Genomic DNA, 18,283 nt, shown 5'->3' on the forward strand with positions numbered 1-18,283 from the left:
CCTTAGATTCCTATTGGCTTACCAAATTGGTCCAGAATATCAACGTCATCAAACGTAAACGGCAAATCTTCATTCAGCATCTCGTCAGACGTTGCATCAAACTTGGCAATAGTAATGCTCGTCAGGTTGCAGTTTTTGAGAACCACAGTCTGTTTGCCTACGCTAGATTCCGGATCCTCGTTAACTACAGTCAAATCAAAATAGAAATCTCGATTTGCCTTAACATACCTAAGCATCAAGTTGCGGAAAACAGACGTGACATAATAAACGTTCAGCGTACCAGAGCCGGTCCATCCGGCTGCACGCTGAGGCGTTGTTGTTTTACCCAAGATAGGGACGTCTGTCTTTTTCTTTTCAATCGTGGCTTCTAATGTTCGCCCATAAAACAGTTCTTCGATCCTACCGTCAATGTTCGCATACGCTTTTGCCTGTTGACCCCTAATCGCGTCCTGTACATTAAAGAACATCTACTATCCCCCCCTATTCAACCGTAATGGTCATGTAGATTTTCGCAACTGCAGAAACTGGCTGAATCCATTGATTGATTACAACCGCATCAACATCTTGCCCCGGTAATACTTCAAGATCGGTCTGCGGGTCAAAGTTTTGGATCGCCTCGACGTTTTGATATTGTTGCGAAACGTTAATACACTCGGACTTCAGCAGGTTGCGTCCGTCATCGTTGTTTTGCACCTTGCCAAGATAGAACTCGCTGAAGATGCGGTAATAATCATTGGCAAGACCATCTACAACACGGATGACTTGGTTGTTGCTGAAAGACTTATTTTTATCCGGTGTAAAGCTCGTAAACGTGTTGATATCCTGCTCAACAACAGCCTTCCCGTTGTTTGCGATGAACAAAAATTCGCCCTTCCTGAGTGCATCGATGATTTGGCTGTTTGTGTATTTTGGTTCAACGTCAATAGCTCCATCGTAAGCATCATAAGTGAGCGACTGGTTAACCTGTGCTGCGGCTGTTGCAGCTGCCACCCAAGCAACTGCCTGTGCTGCTGTTAGCTTAGTGCCATCTGCCAACACAACGCCGTTCTTGACGCTGATTACGCCTTCATAGTCGGCAGTAGGGTAATTTTCGAGAACCAATTGTACTTTTTTGCCTTCATCCTCACGTTGCCGTCTGAAAAACGCAACATATACTTCTTTGATCGTTGGGTCGGTCACAGTGAGGCCGATCGTTTGATACTCTTCAACTTCTACAGCCGAAAGAAAATTAGCATGATCTTGAGCTGTAACTGTCCCGTCATCTCCCCCGGTGAGCGGAACCCCTGCAGTAGCAGTTAGGTCACCCGTTCCTGAGAATATAACCCAGTCATTCGCCACAAGCTCTTCGATGGTAGCAACTGTTTGCGTGTCTGCCTCTTCTCCAGAGACAAAGGTTTTGACATCGAACTTGTCAGTTTCATCGATATTTTGCGTGACGGTTACTGTGATATCGTTACCTCTGACGCCTCCGTATTTCGCGGTAACCGTCAGTGATCCGGTTGTAGCAGTTGCCTTTGTACCTTCGTTCAAACGGTACAACAGAGTAGTTTTTGCTCGTTTCATAGCCTCTTTAATCAGCAAGACTTCCGACGCTGTAATTGGGTAACCCAGAACATCCGTAGGGTCTTCGCTAGAGTCAAGCTTAATAATCTGCTTTGCTGGCCCCCAAGAGAGAGGTAGAGGCAACGTTGTGATTCCTCGTTCCCCAATCGTCCCCATTGCGCGTTTCTGGCTTTTCACATTGACATAAACGCCCGAGCGAACTTTGTTTTGGAATGTAAAGTTTCCACCCGCCAAAGCTACTTCACCTCTTTTGTCAGTGCTTTTTTAAGTATCTCGTTTACTTGTTCAACGGAATACGACTTGCCTTCATCCAGAACGGCCTGAAGAAAATCTTTCTCCAAAGGGTTGAACCGCTTGGATGTTAAGATTAGCGCTTTAGTGAACAACGGGTCTTTGGCGCTTGCTTCTTTTGCTTTTTGGGTCATATCTTGATCGCCTCCTCAATATCAAGCGTCTGCATACTTGGAACGTCAGGTTTCTGCTTCCAAACCTGCATGCGGTACGTAACGAAAAAGTGCAAAACCTCGTCTATGATCTCCCAGGACATCTTGATTCCACAAACAGGCCGGCTGTTTACCTGGATAGTTCCGAGTACGCTGGTCAACTGCTCAGCCGTGGTAATACGGTCTTTATTTGAATCAGCGAAGTAATGCACGTCAAAAGGCAGCTCCCGGACGTATCGTCTGTCTAATTCTTGGGTGTGTGTAGGCTCCAAAAGCTTCACAAAAAAAGAAGGGGTAGTTAATCCCTCCTTGATTTCCTCGCCGTATCTATCAGCCCCGGGAAAGGCTGTCTCCAAGGCTTTGAACACTCCTGTACGCACATCCAGAAAGGTGACGGGCTGCATGTCCTCACTCCTTCTTAGGCGGCCTGCCGTTCATGATGTTGTCTAGCAGCTCGACCATTCGCTTTTCAAGATAACGCGGTAACTCTCTCTCGATCTCCTGCATGGATATGGTCATCATAAACCGACCTTCCACCCATCCGGTAAGGTCCTTACCTGTCCTGTGTCCGTACTCCACAAAGCTGGCATAATGCGTATTGTTATAGACCTCAACCTGCAAGGAATCGCCACGTTTTTCGATATTTCCTACCTGCCAACCATTTCTCAGTTGTCCTGGAGATGGAGTATCTTTGCCAACAGGAGTACGCTTCTTAATCTTCCTGAGTGATCGCATCGCCATTTCCATGAGAAAATCTTGCATGAACCGGTCGATTACACGTTGATCTAGGGTAGTTTGAAACGCATCGGCCAACTTCTTAAACTCGCCAAAATCAAAACTGCCCCATTTAGCCATTAGGCCCACTCCTTACGCTGTATTGACACTTCCTGGTGTGAAGGGTAGGGGAATGGCTCGCCTGCTTCATATTTCCTCGTTACAGCGCCTCTGGTTGCCTCTATCATGTCTCCCTGCTTGATTTCCAACTCAGGAGCGATGAACAGTTTCGTTTCGTACTGGATGTTGTTCTGTGCATCCGTCTGATTGTTGGCTCCGAGCGTCTTTTGTGAGATAAGACAAGGTTGGTCTGTATAAATCGGCGCTGGTTTCAGGATGGTTTCGCCGCCTTCGGACACTTTCTGATAGCGGTATATGGTGCATTTATCTATATACAGCCGTTCGATTCGTTTCCTATGAGCCTTGTAGTTGATCATCCCCATAGGTTACCACCTCATCCGACGATACCGGTGGAGATCCAGCCGGTAGTTGAAAACTACGCTGTCGATTGCCGTCTTTGCCGTGTTTGATAATCCTCCACCTGATCCGCCGCCGCCAGAAACAGATGTATCGCCAACTTTGACGTTTGCCCCTCCGCCACCAACGCTGTCGGAAATCTCATCGACATTCGGAAGATCAACGCGGACAGCATCAAGCGTCATAGAGGCCCATACGTAAATCAGATCATCAGGAATGGTCGTAATGTTGCAATAATGCTTAATACGCCAACCTATCTCCGTAATGTAGGAGGTGATTAGCGCATCATGTGCGGTATCATTGAGGACAAGGCGTAACTTGACCGTTTCAAGCACCTTGTCTATTTGGTTTTCCCAAGTCATGAAGTCGCCTCTTTTCTACGCATACTTCCACGCCTTGAAAGTTAGGTTTTGCTTGGCTTGCCCCGTAGTTGACACATACAGCTTGTTGTAATGAAACTCCTCGGATTCTCCGGGTTGAATCTCCCATTGACCAAAGCCTAAAGAATCGTTAGATACAAGCAACGGGGCTGTGTTTGCTTTCGGGCATTGAATCTTGATCGTAACCGCACCTTCGTTGGCTAGATCAATCAATTTGGGGTAATCACTCCCGGATGAAGGATCTACTTCACCGGAAAGAAAGGCTACCCCCACGGGCACAACGGGTTTGTTAGCTTGAACAGCAGCAAGGATTTGTGATTGCGCCGCGGCTGTAGCCAACTTCTTGATCTCGTTCGTCATTGATGTTTGGTTAGCCGCCGTCGCCAATCCGGCTGATTGCCCCGTTACGTTGACGTTGGTTGTTCCGCCGCCTCCGCCACTGGAACCAGATGTCGGCAAAGGCGTTTCTGGGGTGACTGTTACATACTCCCCTTTGGATCGGTCAAAATACTGCATTACTGCCTTACTCAAGGATCGTCACCCCTCGATGATTCCGGCTTTGACAAAAGTGTCCTCGTCTTTTCCGTCAATTTCGATTTCTTCTCCGATCTTGTATCGCTTGCCGTTGTACTTGATATTTTTGAGCAACCTTACCTTCTGTGGTTTGGGTTTGCGAGAAGGTTTTTCATCTTGTCTTTGCTCGTCAGACATATTTACACCTCCATGAAAATAGGAGAGGCTTTATACCTCTCCCTAGTTGCCTGCTACTTTCGCAATGAAGATAGTGTCGATCGTTTCAAAGGAAGGCAGGCAGATTTGAGAAACAATGGTTTCTACGTTTACAGGGTGCGGCTCTTTGATCGTTGTAATCGCTACCCCAGTATTCACAATTTGAACGTTTGCGGATGTTCCGCCACTCATCAGGTCAGCCTCTTCCGGCGTAGTGCCGTAGTACAAATTTCCAAGGTTACCTTCAGGAATGAGTGTGAAGTAATCATCTGGATAGAAATTTTGGGCCGCTCCGCCGACTTCGAGAGCAAACTTTTTGCCATATACCGCAACGGTGATCCCGAGTTTCGCCTCCAGGTATTGTTTCAGCATGGAGTCAGTCAAAATGATGTTTTGTCCACCGGCGGGATTCATATCCAAACGGATTTTTGCGTTTGCCAGCAGGTAGTTCCATGTTTTGCGAGTGCAGATTGCACGAGTCGGACGAACACCTGTGTCATCTTCGACTTTATCCTGCCAGGTACGAATATCATCTACCGGGTTGCTGTTCGGATCGCTCCATTGATCAGTCCCAGTCAGTGTCTCCTGATGAGAAGCGGGCATTTGGTAATCGTATTCGTAATCTTGACGATTGGCGGCAATCGAAATTTTACCAGTAGAGAGCAACTGCATAATCATCCGTTCGGAAATTACGCGAGCACCGTTAACCAGGTTAGTGGCATCGTCGTAGATGCGGTTGATAACTGGCATAAGGTACTGCGAGTTTGTGGATGACATCAGGCGCAGTAGTTCCTGGCGTTCTTTCTCTCCTACACGCATTGCCTCGCGGAAGAAAGGCATTTCGGTATCTACTTTGCTCATTTGAACGTGATCACGCAAAGTTGCTTTTGCATCAAATTCAGACGGCTTCAATTGAACAGGAAGCCCGTTAAATCCTTTGATCCAACTAAGATCAAGGCCGAGTTGTTTCTTGGCCGGGAAAAGCGTCTCACCAAGGTATGGAATCTTATTTGACCCGTTTTCCTCGTAGTATGTGGCGATGTTTCGCGCATTGATCAAATCAAAAATTGTAGCCATGTGTTTCTCTCCTTTACTTCACGAATGTAATTTGTTTCAGTGCTGTGACAGCTTCAGCAACAGGCGCTTCTGGCAATTTATCTACCGCAATAAAGCCGTGGATAATAGCTGCACCCGGAGCTGGGCCATATGTTACGTCCGTATCGTTGAACAAAACGCCCTCTGCCCCTGCGCCGTTTGTTTTTACAGCCTTTTTCGTTTCGTCCGACAGGAACCCGCCACCAATGATTGTTCCTGCAGGCACGATCTTCTTGCCATCTGGCCCTGCTGTAACCCCTGTGTCATCGACTGTAATCGCTAGCGCGACGTAATGATCAGGGAACTTGAGAATTTGTTTCGGCGTACCGTATGTGGTAACAGTAAACTTACTCATTGTCTTTACCTCCGTTATTTGAAATAGCTTGCTTGTGCCTCTTGCAAAGCTTCGCTTGATTGCTTGTTTTGTGCGGCCAGCTGCTTACCGATGTTTGGTTGTCCTCCGCCCCCGCCCCCTTCGGCTCCATCTGCAGGTTGCATGCCTCTAAATGTGAAGCCCTCGTCTTTCTTTTCAGGAACAAACAAAAAAGCCTTGCTTTCCTGCAGGGCTTTCAGTTGATCGTCGAAGCCAGCTTTTACATTGCCGGTTTCGTCCAGTTCGATTTTTGATTTGTCCAGAAGTCCAACTACAAGGTCGGGGTCATGAACCTTTCCAGACAATGCAAACTTCAAAGCGGTGTTTGTCTGAAGCTCCTTTAGTTCGGTTTCGTACTTCTCTTTTGCTGTTTTATTTTCCGTCTGAAGTTGTTCGATTCGCTCCTGGAGCGCCTTGTTATCTCCTGTCGACTTTTTCAAGTCTTCAAGCTGCTTGTCTCGATCTTTCAAGGCGGTTTCCAATGACTTTTTCGCCTCGTTGACTTCATCAAACTTACTTTTTGGAAACCAACTTCCATCAGATACCACCGCAAGTTTATGGTCGCCTGCCTTTTCAGCTACTTGCTTGTACAACTCTTCTCCCAACAGTTCTTTCAAATCCATGTATCTACACTCTCCCGATTAGGTTTTTAGGCTGGTAACCCGCCAGCATTCGGTTTTCGTTCAGTTTTACCCCGAACCTTTAAAGAGGGCAGACGAAAGGGCCGCGAAAGTCTCATTCACGGCCCAAATCAAGCTATTTTTTGTTGAATAACCCCTGAACAAACTTCGAAGCAGCCTCTATCGAACCTACTCGTATCTTGCGGTCAGGAACTTTGTCTTTTTGTACCTGCTCAAACAGTTCTCCAAAACTTCGTTCCTCCGTTCCTTTAAAACGATAAATATTCTCCGGGTAACAGCCGGAAAGCCCGCCAGAAAACCCGCACAAAGGGCAATTGATCAACGTTTGTTCTGTTGGGCTAGGGATGTCTCCGATGCCCTCCAAATACTTGTAATTAACTATATCGGCGGAGTTAACATCTGTCTTGATCTTGTATATATCCTGTCCGCACTTTCGGCAGTATAGCACTTCACCGGCATTAATCCTCCTCAATGACTACACCCCTTTGCCTATAGAAAAAAGAAAAAGCCGCCTACTCAGCGACTACCCATTCTGGAAAATCCATATCTCCTGTATGCTCACCTAGTTCATGATTCTTGCATTTCTTGTTGCTGCAATACCACCAATAATCTGCATAAGGAAAGTTTTTGACGTCTGGTTGTGTGACCACAACATTATAACCACAGGCTTTACAAGTTCCAGAAAACCAACTGCGGGAATCCAACGGTATCACTCCCTATTTGACATGCTCATCTAGCCATTGATTATAACTCATATTCCCGGTAACGTAGTACGTGCCCCTCGAATCCCGGGCAATCCGTTCACCAGGATCAATTTCGTCGTCAAAATACGGAACTGTCGTGGATCGGCAATTGCTATGCAGAGGCGGGAAATTCACGCCAATCTCTTTCTCTGCCAGGGTAAACACATGGTTATCCATGGCCCGGCAAATTGAGCTTGTCCGACTGTCCAGCGTTGCCAAGAACTCATATTTTTGCACTACACCAGACGCCCTATAAGCGTTGAATGAGGCTTCGTTTTGGATATGGCTGGCTTCTGTCCTCACAAGCCGTTGCGTGGCCCTGTAGCCCACTCCCATTCGCTCTGCAATTACCTTGGCCGTGAAGTCTGTGCTATCCCCTCGGATGATTGCCTGTGTAAACTGCGTTTGTAGCTGCTGGATCAGCTTGGCGTTGTCTTTCCAGATGCGTTTTGAAAAGTTCTCTTCAAGCCACGGCTGCTGAACGATCCTCTTGGCGTCGTCAACTTTGGCGAAGGAAGCCCCGATACCCAAGCCCTTCTGTATCTCAAATATCGTCCGGTAGTAGGTGTCTTTGTAAATATCGTCCAAGAGGCCCGTCATCTGCTCATTCTGCTTCATGTTTACCGCTTGGATAGCCGCCTCAATTTGTATTTGCAGGGCTTGCAGACGTGTAACACGCACCTTGTAGTAGACGTTGTTAAGCAGCTGCGTCCATCGGCCATCGGGATTGTTTTTTGCCAGCTCGGTAAATTCTTCAAGCGACATTTTGAACTCTTTAAGCTGGTCACTATTCAGAAGCTTGCGGGCATCTGCAAGGCTTAACTCATTGTTAACAGCGAACCTGTGGTAGAACACCTCAATATCACGCTGTATGGAGGCTGTAGCGCGGTCGTATTCGCGTTTTAGCGTTGTGTCGATGTATTTGTCGGTCTTGCGGAATTGCTCATTGTGAAGCTGCTCAGAGCGTTTCTGCCAGTATGTTGATGATTTCATGCAGAATCACTCAGAAGGTAACCGACTTTATCAATCAACAATGAATTAGGCACACCTAGATAATCAGCAAGGATGGTTAAAGTGCCAACTTGCGGTTTCTGAGTTCCTTCTTCAATTCTTGAAATAGTTGCTTGAGATATTCCGGAAGCCAGAGCTAATTGCTTCTGAGTTTTAAAGCCAGCTGCTTTTCTTATCTTCCTGAAATATTCCCCGAAATCTTGCTCTGCATGGTCTCCCGCCGTAAAGCCGATAGCATCCATTTTGTTGTCTTGATACTCGCCTAACCTGGCAGCATAGTCCAAAATCTTCTCTGCAGCATTAATCCGCGCTTCAGCATCAACAGTTTCATCCGTCGCTATATCTCTCAGCGTGTTTAGCGCATCATGAACGCAATCCTCAATAATCAAGACTCTTCCTCCCCTCCTTCTTCGCCCGGCTGCTCAGGCCCAAGGTTGTTGTATGGATCAGTTTCTTCAAAAGATTCGTCTCTTTCTTTCGCTTTTCTCTCCATCTCTGCTTGAGCATCCGTTACATATGGGTGATTCGCGACCAATGTTTCCTCGGACAGAATGCCCATGCTATTCTTGATATCCTCGATCACTTGTGACTCATTGATGATCATGTCACGGTTAAAGATGAAGTCCACCTGTTCTTTGCTGTAATCAACTTTAGATGTGTTGTAAATGTGTGTATCGATGAACCAGCGCAACTGTTCTAAGCTGGCTTGGAACTCGGTTTCCATCAGGTTCGCGTCCATATCCAGATCAGCATAGAGGAATCTAAACGCAACCCCGGATTTATCTCCGCCAAAGTTGTCGGCCTGTGTATCAACGCCACGACCGAACTCGTAAATGTCTTTGCGGGCAATTTCCATGTGTGCTTTATATGCTTCTGTATCAATCTCGATGCCAACCGTATCGATACCACCGTCATCTGAAACAAATGCCACTCGGTAAGTAGAAATATTCTTCCGGAACTCTTCGGCTTTCGTTCCACTGAAGTTCTTAACCACATAGATGCTGTTTGGCAAATCCTCAAGGTTGTTTGCGTTGTCACTTTTTCGGTTGTCGTAGTCATCCACCAGGCTTTTGATGATCTCGATAAGTGGCTGCTCTTCTTCGTTGTATTTGAAAGCGATGAACGGAACTCGCTGCCAACTCATCTGAATCTCTTTGTCGCCAGAAATAACGCTAAAGTGTCCGCCTGCCTCTCCTGCTTCTACATCAGGAACAAAGCCAGCATTGCTGTTCGTGAAGCGACGAACCCCTTTTGTATCCCACCACTCGAACTTCTTGATTGTTTTCTTTTGCGTTCCCTCGAATTCCACAACCTCATACACCCTTATAACGGCATCCAGAACCGTATGAGCGGCGTCACGCCAAAGCGGTATAATTTCCTCGCTACGCATCTTCTTGAAGCTGAGAAGACCGTTTTCGTCGTAATGCGGATGTAGCCACGCGATACCCTTGTTGACCGCCTCTTTACCGAGTGATTGCAGTCGGCGCATCATGGCTTTATCGAAATACGAGGTGAGTACTTTTGCATACGCTTCTTTGTCTGTCTGCACACTTAAAGGCTTGCCAAGCAGATAGCCTACCTTCTGATCAACGAGTTTACGAGTAAACGCATTGGCGAGTTTATTGTTTGCGAGGTTAGCTACCGGTTCCAATGCGCCACTTTCTCCTACAGCCTTTCTCACTCTGCCCAGAATATCCGTCTTGTTGCGGTAGTATCTTTCGCCAATGAGCATCCATTTGAGTTTTTCAGATGATTCCCATTCGCTGACTTCCTGGTTGATGATATCTTCAACCTTCATGGCTGATTGCTTGCCCTTCAGGATGATGCTGTCGATCTGCTGTTGTGGATTGTTGTCAAATATGTTTGGATCTAAGAATCCCACACCTTTACCTCCTTTCATCCGGGAACCAGACGCCGGATTTCTTCATATCGCCTTCAAAGGCATACCTTGTAGCGTCGATCGTATGGTTGTCTTTGTCCTCTAAACGCGCTTTCGGATTGCCGTCAGCGTCTGTTGCATAGTCGATGTTCTCAAACTCTCGAGCAATGTTTGGTGTTCGCTCCGGGTCGATTACAATTTCCTCTAGGTCATCAAGCCATTCCTCTCCATATTGAACAGAGTCAGGCCCCTTCTTGGCTCCCTTAATGCGGATGCCATACTCCTTCATCTCATCAATTGATTTTGGCTCTGCACTGTCAGCTGTTGTTTGTATGGAATGGTATCCCTTTTCCTTGATCCACTTTGCTGCTTCTCGGTTGCTAATCTTCTGCCCATAATGTTCATCCAACGCATAAATGCGCCGTCTCGTCTTGTCATAGTGCCACCTGACGAATGTATACGGGTCTGGACCATAACCAAAGTCAACGCCCTGCCTGATGTTATCAAACGTCTTCATTTCCTCGTCTGTAATGCACCTGAACACCAGGTTTTCAAACGGAACGACTCCTGAGCCAATTGCTTGGCCGAGATATTCCCATTTGTATTTATCCGGCCTTGTCACCTTCACATGTTCAGCCTCTTCGATAAAGGCTTTTGATATGTGGGGGTTATCCAGATACGTCGAATGATGAATGAATGTGTTCGCCGGTATCATGTGCGACTCATACTTCTTGTTCACCCATGACTGCTTTCGTTTTGGTGGGTTGTAGCTGTAATAAAACGCATAAAAAAGACCATCCGGCAACTCTGCACGAAGCACAGAATTTTCGATGGTCGATATTTCTTCTTCAGTTTTGAATTCTGCCAATTCCTCAATCCACAGAAAAGCGATTGGGAACTTGCTGACTTTGATCGACTTAATCTTCATTGGATCGTCGGCGCCACGAAATATAATTTTGTTTCCTCGGGGCAAATAGACGAGCTGAAGCGGACTTTTTACCACACGCCAATACTCGGAGACTCCAAGCATGTCGATAGCTTCTTTCAATTGCTCAAACACCGATTCCTCAAGTGTCCTGGCGACCTTCCTGATACACAGGGTTGTAACCGGGTACTTCATCATGTCTTTGACCAATTTCAGAGCCACATGCGTAGATTTAGACGATGCGCGTCCACCTTTCAGAACGTACCGCAGGTATTTACGTGAATTTGATGCTTGCCAGAATGACTGGAACTTTGGTGTAACGATGTTGGACAGCTTAATCTGCTTCATCATCGCCACTTCCAATGTCGTCGATGATTTGTACGGCTACGTTGCTATCTACCTGTTGTTTATCCGTCCACATGGCGTATCGTTTACCAAGCAATTCTGCTGCTTTGATCCGATCTTTGCCGTCCAATTCCTTTTTGACGAGAGTTTGTTCGCCCATCCCCAAGCCAAGCGGAAACTGTTCTTTCACTTGCCCACGCAATACGCTAGTCAGAAACTCCAGGATCTCATCTTGACTGGCAATGCGTTCACTGTCTTTCTGAGCAATGAGGTTGTCGATGTATTCCCTTACCTTAACATTACTTAACAGTCTGCTTGCAGCTGCTTCTGCTACATTTCCTCTGCCTGTGTAACCAGCGCGCCTATAAGCCTCTGTCGCATTGCCTGTTTCAATGTAATAATCAGCAAATTTTTTTTGTTTCTCCGTTAGTTTCACATGACATCACCACCACCAATATTCCAAAAATAAAAGAGCACCTCGTGGGCGCTCCGTTAAAACCATTTAATCTTCGTATTTTTTCACAAGCAATTCCTGCAACGCTTCCTTTAATTCTTTTCTTCCCTCAACTTGTTTTCCTCTGTACCATTCATCGGTTTCAAACTCTTTGTTTTGAATCTCCATATCTGTTATCTCAAATCTTTTCCCAGCAATGTCAAGCGTCCATGACAAGGGATATTCTTTAGAATCGATGAGATGCGCAACAACCCCAACTTCTTTTAATTCTCCAAGCATGGTGTTTAAATTGTTTGTGACGTCATCCCTTCTTTTCCTGTGTGCATCAACGTTCGCCTTTATTTTTTCTTTCCAATCTTCCATTGCGATCTCCTCCATTACTAATCTCTTTTTTGCCTTAATGGCGCAAGCTTGGGTCACGCCTTAATCTGCAATATGGTGTAATCAACTGCCCGTTTTTAACATCATATGAAAGGATGGTTACAGTCTCGGCTGTCTTTACTTCCCCTCTCTCTATCAATTCCTTACCGGTCTCCCAAAGCCACTGATAAGCATTGCTCCTGCTAACTCCACAATCTTCACTGGCCAGTGCTGAATCCGCAATATTTAATTGGAGTAGCATTAGATTTTTGTAAGCAAAAAACATGCTGTATCCATCCATGATAAATCCATGCCCTGGGGGATAGTACCCTTTTACTTCCCCATCTTCTTTAAATAATTCCATATCCATCCCTCCCTACGTCAAGCTTCGACATCAGGTAGGATTTTCCTGTTTCTCCATCCATTATCCCGCAAGCATTTTCTGTTTGGGTAGGTAACTCAATTCAGTGAGTAACCTGCATTTGCCTTTGCATATCTGGTAAATGTCTTTGTAGTACGTTCCCTTCTCCACTTCTTCGGAAATGACGTGTTCAATCAGGTTCTCCAAATTAAAAATGACATCCAACACACGTTGAGTAGCCTTGTCTCTACTCTTCGGTGGGATGCCAACACAATCATTGACGAGCTTACTATATGTCATATACAGTTTTTCTGCATTTTTACTACCCTGTGATATGGCTAATGGAATCAATTTTGTCATGATTACGTCTGTTTCATTTCGGCGAGCGAGTTTACCCTTAATGCGTGTTTCCTTCCAGTCGCTTGATTGAAGCTCTCGGAGCGCTTCGCGCATTCGGAAAAACTCTTCCACTAACCGGATCTTCATCTCGATTACTTTTTCGTTATTACGCATAAACGTAACAAGCAACGTCATCTGCTGTTCATTCAAGTCAACCCATTTGACTTCTTGTACCCCACCATTGGTTTCTAAGGTTCCGATTCCAAATCGGAGCCTCCCGAAACGTTCCAGCGATCTTTGATGATTGTAGATGAGCCTCATGACGCTTTCGTGTTGGTACTCGGATAATTCCGCTATCACTCGACTGCTCACATATAATTCTTGCGTACCGTGATTCTTTTTGACTACAACCAGACCACTCATCGATTATCGCACTCCTTAAAGTTGATAGGAGTGACGCCATGCCAGCATAATCAAGCTTCGACATGGCGTTTATAACGAATGAGGCGACGGGAGATTATGCCCGCCATTCGTTTCCCCAAATGAAAAACCGCCCAATTAGCCGAGTCACACGATACGTATGGCTCAATTAACGAGCGGTTTTTATAAGCACGGCGGGTAATCTGATACCCAGGCCCGTCATGCGCTGTGTTTGTGCGTGGTTTTGCGATTCAAACCCGATCGCCGCGGGTACAAGCCATATCATTTCCAACTGCCCGGCCACAGGCAGACACTTCAACCACGTTAAAGCCGAAAATCCGGAAGCCTAATAGGAACCCGGAGCCCTCATATACAACATGGTACATAGGGCATTTATGGAGTCCCGGAGGAACCCAGCCTCGTCAGACTGGCGTTCCCTTTTCCCGGCGCACCTCCGAAAGCGAAAGGCCCGCGTAAGCGCAGCCCCTTCAATAACCCCTATCTATCCGCCAACCGGTATAAGGCGCGTCATCGCGCCCGGCGGAATCGATCATATACGGGAGCCGACCGGGACACCCCGATCCCTTGTTCAGAGGGCAGACTTCGATCATGCCACTACCTGATACTTTCATACTATCACGATTTTATGGGCCAAAAGTGCAAACATAGTGCAAAGATTATCTCCAGCCCAGCTTCTCGGCTATGGCCCTCACAATCTCATCTCTCCAGTTAACGGCCGTTCGGCGACTAACATGCAATTCTGCTGCAATTCCATCCCACGTCAATATTTGTGGCTTGTCCCAATACCGCAAACGGAGTAGCTTTTTTCGGTCGTCTGTTAGCCTTTCAACAACACTCTCAATGGCATCCACGATCATTTGCAACTGCTCTAGTTTTTTATGGCTGGTCAGCAGTATCGCCGTTCGTCCGGTTGGGTCCCCCGGAATGTTCCCCTTCCCTCCTCCGACGTTTTCGTCTGCCGAACTGTTGGAATAAAGGATTTCGTTTTTCAGCCGCACAATCTCTTTTCTCGTCTCGTGGTATGCGTAAAGTTCAGACTCGACATGCTGGAATGTACCTTTTTTAATCTTTGTTTGTGCACTCAAGCTATCTCCTCCGTTAAACCGATTTTTGCTTTCTTCCCTTTAGTCGTTTAAAAATCTGGTCGATCCCCATGCACAAAAAGCCAATCAGTAACGTAGCAACGAGGGCGACAATCAATACTATCAACAAAGGTATTCCTATGCTGATCAACAGAGCTGTTGTGATTAAGGCGAGGATGATATCCAGCATATCCTTCAGAGCAATCACTCCACTTCCATGTCTTTAAGTGCCCTTTGTGCAATCCATGCCTCTTCCCCTTCTCTTTTGGCAATTGCTCTGAGTGCCAACGTTGCAATATCGCACTTTCTCATGACAGTAGCTGCCTCATTGACCAATGAACGAACCTGTCTCTTTCCGTGTTCAATGTAGACTAAAGCGTCCGTCAATTCTTCTGCCAGATATTCCAGGCTTTCACTGACTGTTTTAAGATGTCCTGACTTATCGATTGTGCCGCCGTACTTCCTGATCCCTTTTTCTGTTTGCCGATCAAGCCTGTCTATAATAATTGGTCGGTATTGTAAGTCTTTGGCGTTCATGGCTTATCACCCTTTCACTCGTCGCGATCCTCTTCGCCATTTATAAACTCGTTTATCACATCTGCTGGCCCAATTATTGTGAATGCAATTAAGAGTAACCATCTTTTTTTAGCGTAGTAGAGAAACTCTTCTTTGAATGGATTCCCTCTCAATTCCTCATATAGACCCTCCTCTATCTCTTCGTCTGTGACGGATTTAACAATGCGTATAGCCATAATAAAACCCGTCAGAAGATATATTGATAGAAGTACCGCCAGCGAAATGAGTATGGTCATTCGTCGCCTTCTTTCCTCCAGAAATATTAAGTTAAACACCTGCTATACATTGTCCAAACTCGTATCTCGTTCTTGGACCATTTTATATACTGTTTTGAAATTAAGTGTTTCTATTTCCTCTGGAACAGTGCTGCGATCACACTCCATGCAAACATGGTCCAGAAACGTATCAAGGTACTCGTATCGTTCTTCACTTTCATTTTCAGTGATAATTTTCTCGATGCCTTGTTTTTGTTCTGGTGTAAGCAACGAGGAAATGTATCCCTGATCACATTTAGGGCAGATTGCATAGTGCCTTTCTTCGACTACACCTTTATCCAAGAGAAACTTTTCGATCTCCTTAACTGTGCCGTGTTTTTTCGTGATGCGCCATAAGCCAGACACGTAATTTCCTTTTCGGTAACTGACGAGAAATTTATCCAGTTCGATTTTTTGTTCCTCTGTCAGGAAATCGATCTGACGCAAAACTGGAAAGTGATGAACTCCTAAAAGCTCTGGATACTCCTCTTTCTTCATTTCATCGGTCAATCTCTTCACCTCGAAAGCGAGGCTTCTTGTTTTCAGGCTATAGAGCTGATTTGAAAAATTGTCCAATTCACTCCTAGTGTACTGCTCTTTAAGGACCGACAAATCAATACTGTCTAAGTATTGATTAAACTCCTGCTGTTTCTCCAAAATTTGCTCGAGCATTTTTAAACACCTCTCTTCACAATTTCTCTTTTAATCCGGAGCAACTTCTCTTCTTTCATGAGCCACAATCTTGATGTCGACCAACGGATTGCTTGTCCGAGCGAACATTTTGATCATTTCAATTTCAGTTTTTATTTGATCCTCAAGTTCGTTCAGTGGAACGTTTTTTGTATCAGTGGTTAGAAACTTCACTTTCTTCACAGCCTGTCCCCTCCTCATCACAATTTCTCTGGTTCAATGCGATTCATGAATATTCGACCTATCTTGATCGCCAGTCCCAGATCATCTAGGTATTTAAAGGTGACTGTTAAACGGAATGCATCTTGTATTCGGATGACAATCACCCTCTTCTCTCAATTTCTCTTTTGTTAAATGGCAATCCTCATTGCTTCCAGGAAGGCGATGCTTACAGCATGAGGTGCGGACTCGGCGGTTATTGATTCGTAGTTGATCCAATCTCTCTCGTCCCAGGCGCTAGCTTCATACCCTCCATGAGGATCAGCTTCTACCTTCAAGTAAATATCTTGCTTCTTTGCTGCCTCCTCCACCAGTACGCCCATGCCTCCCCATGTAGTGGAATAAGACGGAAGTATGTTTCTTACCATTGGATTTGATTCGATCATCCACGGCTTTTTATCACGTAAGACCTTGTACCCCAACGCTTCCGCCACTTTCACATCCAGCTCACGTCCTGCTTGCATCCCGTTCCCCTCCTGTCATCGACAACATTACCACGCCTGGCTGCAGCCACTGTTCTCCCGCCAGCACATGAGTTACCGTTCGCGTTTCTACCGCGCCTGTATATTCGCCAGAAATCGGATCGTACTCGCGCAGCACCAACACGTCCCCCGGCTGATAGTTCCGATCATTAAATCGCAGCTCGGCGGTTTTGATGCCAGCCCGTATATCTGCAAAATACCCGGGCCAAACTTTAAGATCGTGAATCATCCCTTCCCCTCCTTGGGCACACAAGTAATGAAATGTTAAGAAGACCCTTCGTTGGCTTTATGTTCGGCTCTGATCGCCTTCCAATCGGATGACGTGATGATCTTCCCCGTATACGTGTGAGCGGTCTCTTCACTGACCAGAACAGGTACTACATAGTCGAGTTCTACGTCCTCATCTGCCAAGTCCAGCATCTTTGCTGCTTTATCTGCGAACCATCCCGCCATAAAGCCCTCGTCAGCTGCTTGCTCGGGCGTGACCAATCCCAGCAAGTCGTTGCAGGATACAGTGAAAGTTACAGTGCCTTGTACAAGAACTCGTTCAACTTTGATTTTTGACATTTTTTATTCTCCTCTCATTTAACAAATCGATTGTTGTGACAGATACTGCCGCTCGAGATGAAATTTCTTCCAATCCAATTCGTAAGTATTATAAATATGTTGAACGGAGTGATATTTATGGACGGATCATGGATTGGAGTAGGCATTGCTTTCCTTATTACTTGTGGCTTGTTTGTGGCTGCTATACAGAAGGACAAGTCTTGAGTTTAACAAATCGTGTGTTGTGTTCAATCGCTTTCTATTTCTTCCAAATCATCGATCCAGATATCATCAACATCTGCACCCTGGCATGCACTTCTCCAGTCAATATGATCCTCCAGTAGTTTGTTTTGCGACCGTTCAGTAAGTCTGTCAAATTCTTCTTCACTCATAGGAAGGTCAACCCAGAAACGAACCTTTAATGTCGCTTCGCCTACTACACGGATTTTTGCCATGCTATTTTCCTCCATAGATTCAAAATTACCGTTGTGCTAAGCAACCGATTTAAGAGCAGCTTGGCAAATTGCCTCCCGGGAGGTATTGAACCCCCACACGAACCACTTGTCGTCGCCCCTGTATAAACGACACCAGTCTTTCCCGATTTTATAGTCATCGAATTTTTCCACGATCATCCACGCATCGGCTATGTTGTGAAACGGATTCCAATGAGATGTGAAGTAGTAAGGTGAATCTTGTTTCCACCCCCACAACTGCATGCCATCATGAAAGAACCTTTCCCACCCCATCACCTTCGTGGCCAGCGTTACAATGATCTGCTGCTCGGTCATGCGCATTCCTCCTCTTCAGGAAGTAGCGAAAGGATTTCGTCGTAAAGCCTGATCACGTCCCAGGAGCAATTACCGGCCACACTTACCGAAAGGTTATCCTGTTGTTGGTAGAAGGAAATTTCAATTTCGCTGCCAGTTTCATCGTCAAACAGGAATCTGAATCCATTGTCAGTTTCCGTAAATTCTCTTACCTTAATCAAATATTCAACATCCAGATGTCCCTTGATGTTATTAACGAGAGAATCCTTGTCCTCAGCATTTCCAGCCCACATAACCAATTTGTTTTCCATTCTTCTTTCCTCCCTTTCCTGAA

Annotated in this window: 32 protein-coding genes; all 32 read right to left on the reverse strand. The window is 45.9% G+C overall.

The window, feature by feature from the left end; genetic code table 11:
* Positions 1-2 precede the first annotated feature (2 nt).
* Complete coding sequence (locus Q3F21_RS23190; protein ID WP_340258323.1) at positions 3-467, reverse strand: phage tail tube protein; 465 nt, start codon at positions 465-467, stop codon at positions 3-5.
* Positions 468-480: 13 nt separating this feature from the next.
* Positions 481-1,797, reverse strand: coding sequence for a phage tail sheath family protein (locus tag Q3F21_RS23195; RefSeq protein WP_340258325.1), 1,317 nt, complete (start codon positions 1,795-1,797; stop codon positions 481-483).
* 2 nt (positions 1,798-1,799) lie between these two features.
* A complete protein-coding gene (locus Q3F21_RS23200) occupies positions 1,800-1,988 on the reverse strand; it encodes a hypothetical protein (protein ID WP_340258327.1) in 189 nt (62 codons plus the stop codon).
* Positions 1,985-2,410: a phage tail terminator family protein gene (locus Q3F21_RS23205; RefSeq protein WP_340258329.1), complete on the reverse strand. Its 426-nt coding sequence runs from the start codon at positions 2,408-2,410 to the stop codon at positions 1,985-1,987. Before Q3F21_RS23205 ends, Q3F21_RS23200 begins: the two co-directional genes overlap by 4 nt.
* 4 nt (positions 2,411-2,414) lie before the next feature.
* Positions 2,415-2,861, reverse strand: coding sequence for an HK97 gp10 family phage protein (locus Q3F21_RS23210; RefSeq protein ID WP_340258331.1), 447 nt, complete (start codon positions 2,859-2,861; stop codon positions 2,415-2,417).
* On the reverse strand, positions 2,861-3,223 hold the full coding sequence (locus Q3F21_RS23215) for an ABC transporter ATP-binding protein (RefSeq protein ID WP_340258333.1): 363 nt from the start codon (positions 3,221-3,223) through the stop codon (positions 2,861-2,863). The genes Q3F21_RS23210 and Q3F21_RS23215 overlap by 1 nt, the downstream gene beginning before the upstream one ends.
* Before the next feature lie 3 nt (positions 3,224-3,226).
* Positions 3,227-3,619 (reverse strand): phage head-tail connector protein, encoded by a 393-nt coding sequence (locus Q3F21_RS23220; RefSeq protein WP_340258335.1) that lies wholly within the window; start codon positions 3,617-3,619, stop codon positions 3,227-3,229.
* A 15-nt stretch (positions 3,620-3,634) separates the two neighbouring features.
* Complete coding sequence (locus tag Q3F21_RS23225; protein ID WP_340258337.1) at positions 3,635-4,168, reverse strand: hypothetical protein; 534 nt, start codon at positions 4,166-4,168, stop codon at positions 3,635-3,637.
* Positions 4,169-4,390: 222 nt separating this feature from the next.
* Positions 4,391-5,443 carry a major capsid protein gene (locus Q3F21_RS23230; RefSeq protein ID WP_340258339.1) on the reverse strand — a complete coding sequence of 351 codons (1,053 nt, stop codon included), beginning with the start codon at positions 5,441-5,443 and terminating at the stop codon, positions 4,391-4,393.
* A 13-nt stretch (positions 5,444-5,456) separates the two neighbouring features.
* The gene (locus tag Q3F21_RS23235) at positions 5,457-5,816 is read right to left on the reverse strand and encodes a hypothetical protein (RefSeq protein ID WP_340258341.1); all 360 of its coding nucleotides are present in this window, start codon (positions 5,814-5,816) and stop codon (positions 5,457-5,459) included.
* Positions 5,817-5,830: 14 nt separating this feature from the next.
* Positions 5,831-6,457, reverse strand: coding sequence for a phage scaffolding protein (locus Q3F21_RS23240; RefSeq protein WP_340258343.1), 627 nt, complete (start codon positions 6,455-6,457; stop codon positions 5,831-5,833).
* Positions 6,458-6,590: 133 nt separating this feature from the next.
* Positions 6,591-6,947: a hypothetical protein gene (locus Q3F21_RS23245; protein ID WP_340258345.1), complete on the reverse strand. Its 357-nt coding sequence runs from the start codon at positions 6,945-6,947 to the stop codon at positions 6,591-6,593.
* 40 nt (positions 6,948-6,987) lie between these two features.
* Positions 6,988-7,188, reverse strand: a complete 201-nt coding sequence (locus tag Q3F21_RS27540) for a hypothetical protein (protein ID WP_425341295.1) — start codon at positions 7,186-7,188, stop codon at positions 6,988-6,990.
* A 3-nt stretch (positions 7,189-7,191) separates the two neighbouring features.
* Positions 7,192-8,211: a minor capsid protein gene (locus tag Q3F21_RS23250; RefSeq protein ID WP_340258347.1), complete on the reverse strand. Its 1,020-nt coding sequence runs from the start codon at positions 8,209-8,211 to the stop codon at positions 7,192-7,194.
* Positions 8,208-8,618, reverse strand: a complete 411-nt coding sequence (locus Q3F21_RS23255; protein WP_340258349.1) for a helix-turn-helix domain-containing protein — start codon at positions 8,616-8,618, stop codon at positions 8,208-8,210. Before Q3F21_RS23255 ends, Q3F21_RS23250 begins: the two co-directional genes overlap by 4 nt.
* The gene (locus Q3F21_RS23260; RefSeq protein ID WP_340258351.1) at positions 8,615-10,111 is read right to left on the reverse strand and encodes a phage portal protein; all 1,497 of its coding nucleotides are present in this window, start codon (positions 10,109-10,111) and stop codon (positions 8,615-8,617) included. Before Q3F21_RS23260 ends, Q3F21_RS23255 begins: the two co-directional genes overlap by 4 nt.
* Positions 10,112-10,115: 4 nt before the next feature.
* A complete protein-coding gene (locus Q3F21_RS23265; protein WP_340258353.1) occupies positions 10,116-11,384 on the reverse strand; it encodes a PBSX family phage terminase large subunit in 1,269 nt (422 codons plus the stop codon).
* A complete protein-coding gene (locus Q3F21_RS23270) occupies positions 11,368-11,814 on the reverse strand; it encodes a terminase small subunit (protein ID WP_340258355.1) in 447 nt (148 codons plus the stop codon). The genes Q3F21_RS23265 and Q3F21_RS23270 overlap by 17 nt, the downstream gene beginning before the upstream one ends.
* Positions 11,815-11,880: 66 nt before the next feature.
* A complete protein-coding gene (locus tag Q3F21_RS23275) occupies positions 11,881-12,195 on the reverse strand; it encodes a hypothetical protein (protein ID WP_340258357.1) in 315 nt (104 codons plus the stop codon).
* A gap of 34 nt (positions 12,196-12,229) precedes the next feature.
* Positions 12,230-12,556, reverse strand: a complete 327-nt coding sequence (locus Q3F21_RS23280; RefSeq protein WP_340258359.1) for a hypothetical protein — start codon at positions 12,554-12,556, stop codon at positions 12,230-12,232.
* 60 nt (positions 12,557-12,616) lie between these two features.
* The gene (locus Q3F21_RS23285) at positions 12,617-13,315 is read right to left on the reverse strand and encodes a Rha family transcriptional regulator (protein WP_340258361.1); all 699 of its coding nucleotides are present in this window, start codon (positions 13,313-13,315) and stop codon (positions 12,617-12,619) included.
* A 674-nt stretch (positions 13,316-13,989) separates the two neighbouring features.
* Positions 13,990-14,418: a transcriptional regulator gene (locus tag Q3F21_RS23290; protein WP_340258363.1), complete on the reverse strand. Its 429-nt coding sequence runs from the start codon at positions 14,416-14,418 to the stop codon at positions 13,990-13,992.
* Between the two features lie 201 nt (positions 14,419-14,619).
* Positions 14,620-14,952, reverse strand: a complete 333-nt coding sequence (locus Q3F21_RS23295) for a hypothetical protein (RefSeq protein WP_340258365.1) — start codon at positions 14,950-14,952, stop codon at positions 14,620-14,622.
* 14 nt (positions 14,953-14,966) lie between these two features.
* On the reverse strand, positions 14,967-15,227 hold the full coding sequence (locus Q3F21_RS23300; RefSeq protein ID WP_340258367.1) for a hypothetical protein: 261 nt from the start codon (positions 15,225-15,227) through the stop codon (positions 14,967-14,969).
* A 42-nt stretch (positions 15,228-15,269) separates the two neighbouring features.
* Entirely contained in the window at positions 15,270-15,917 is a 648-nt protein-coding gene (locus tag Q3F21_RS23305) for a hypothetical protein (protein WP_340258369.1), read from the reverse strand.
* 30 nt (positions 15,918-15,947) lie between these two features.
* Positions 15,948-16,118 (reverse strand): hypothetical protein, encoded by a 171-nt coding sequence (locus Q3F21_RS23310; RefSeq protein ID WP_340258371.1) that lies wholly within the window; start codon positions 16,116-16,118, stop codon positions 15,948-15,950.
* A gap of 167 nt (positions 16,119-16,285) precedes the next feature.
* The gene (locus Q3F21_RS23315) at positions 16,286-16,618 is read right to left on the reverse strand and encodes a hypothetical protein (protein ID WP_340258373.1); all 333 of its coding nucleotides are present in this window, start codon (positions 16,616-16,618) and stop codon (positions 16,286-16,288) included.
* Positions 16,602-16,865 carry a DUF3850 domain-containing protein gene (locus Q3F21_RS23320; protein WP_340258375.1) on the reverse strand — a complete coding sequence of 88 codons (264 nt, stop codon included), beginning with the start codon at positions 16,863-16,865 and terminating at the stop codon, positions 16,602-16,604. Before Q3F21_RS23320 ends, Q3F21_RS23315 begins: the two co-directional genes overlap by 17 nt.
* A 35-nt stretch (positions 16,866-16,900) precedes the next feature.
* Positions 16,901-17,203, reverse strand: coding sequence for a hypothetical protein (locus tag Q3F21_RS23325; protein ID WP_340256064.1), 303 nt, complete (start codon positions 17,201-17,203; stop codon positions 16,901-16,903).
* A gap of 227 nt (positions 17,204-17,430) precedes the next feature.
* Complete coding sequence (locus Q3F21_RS23330) at positions 17,431-17,637, reverse strand: hypothetical protein (protein ID WP_340258377.1); 207 nt, start codon at positions 17,635-17,637, stop codon at positions 17,431-17,433.
* A gap of 36 nt (positions 17,638-17,673) precedes the next feature.
* Positions 17,674-17,970, reverse strand: a complete 297-nt coding sequence (locus Q3F21_RS23335) for a BC1872 family protein (RefSeq protein ID WP_340258379.1) — start codon at positions 17,968-17,970, stop codon at positions 17,674-17,676.
* A partial coding sequence (locus Q3F21_RS23340; RefSeq protein WP_340258381.1) for a hypothetical protein occupies positions 17,967-18,283 on the reverse strand: 317 nt, incomplete at its 5' end. The genes Q3F21_RS23335 and Q3F21_RS23340, both read right to left, overlap by 4 nt.

Origin of the sequence: Brevibacillus borstelensis (assembly GCF_037834415.1) — a bacterium.
In the GTDB taxonomy this organism is placed as follows: domain Bacteria; phylum Bacillota; class Bacilli; order Brevibacillales; family Brevibacillaceae; genus Brevibacillus; species Brevibacillus borstelensis_A.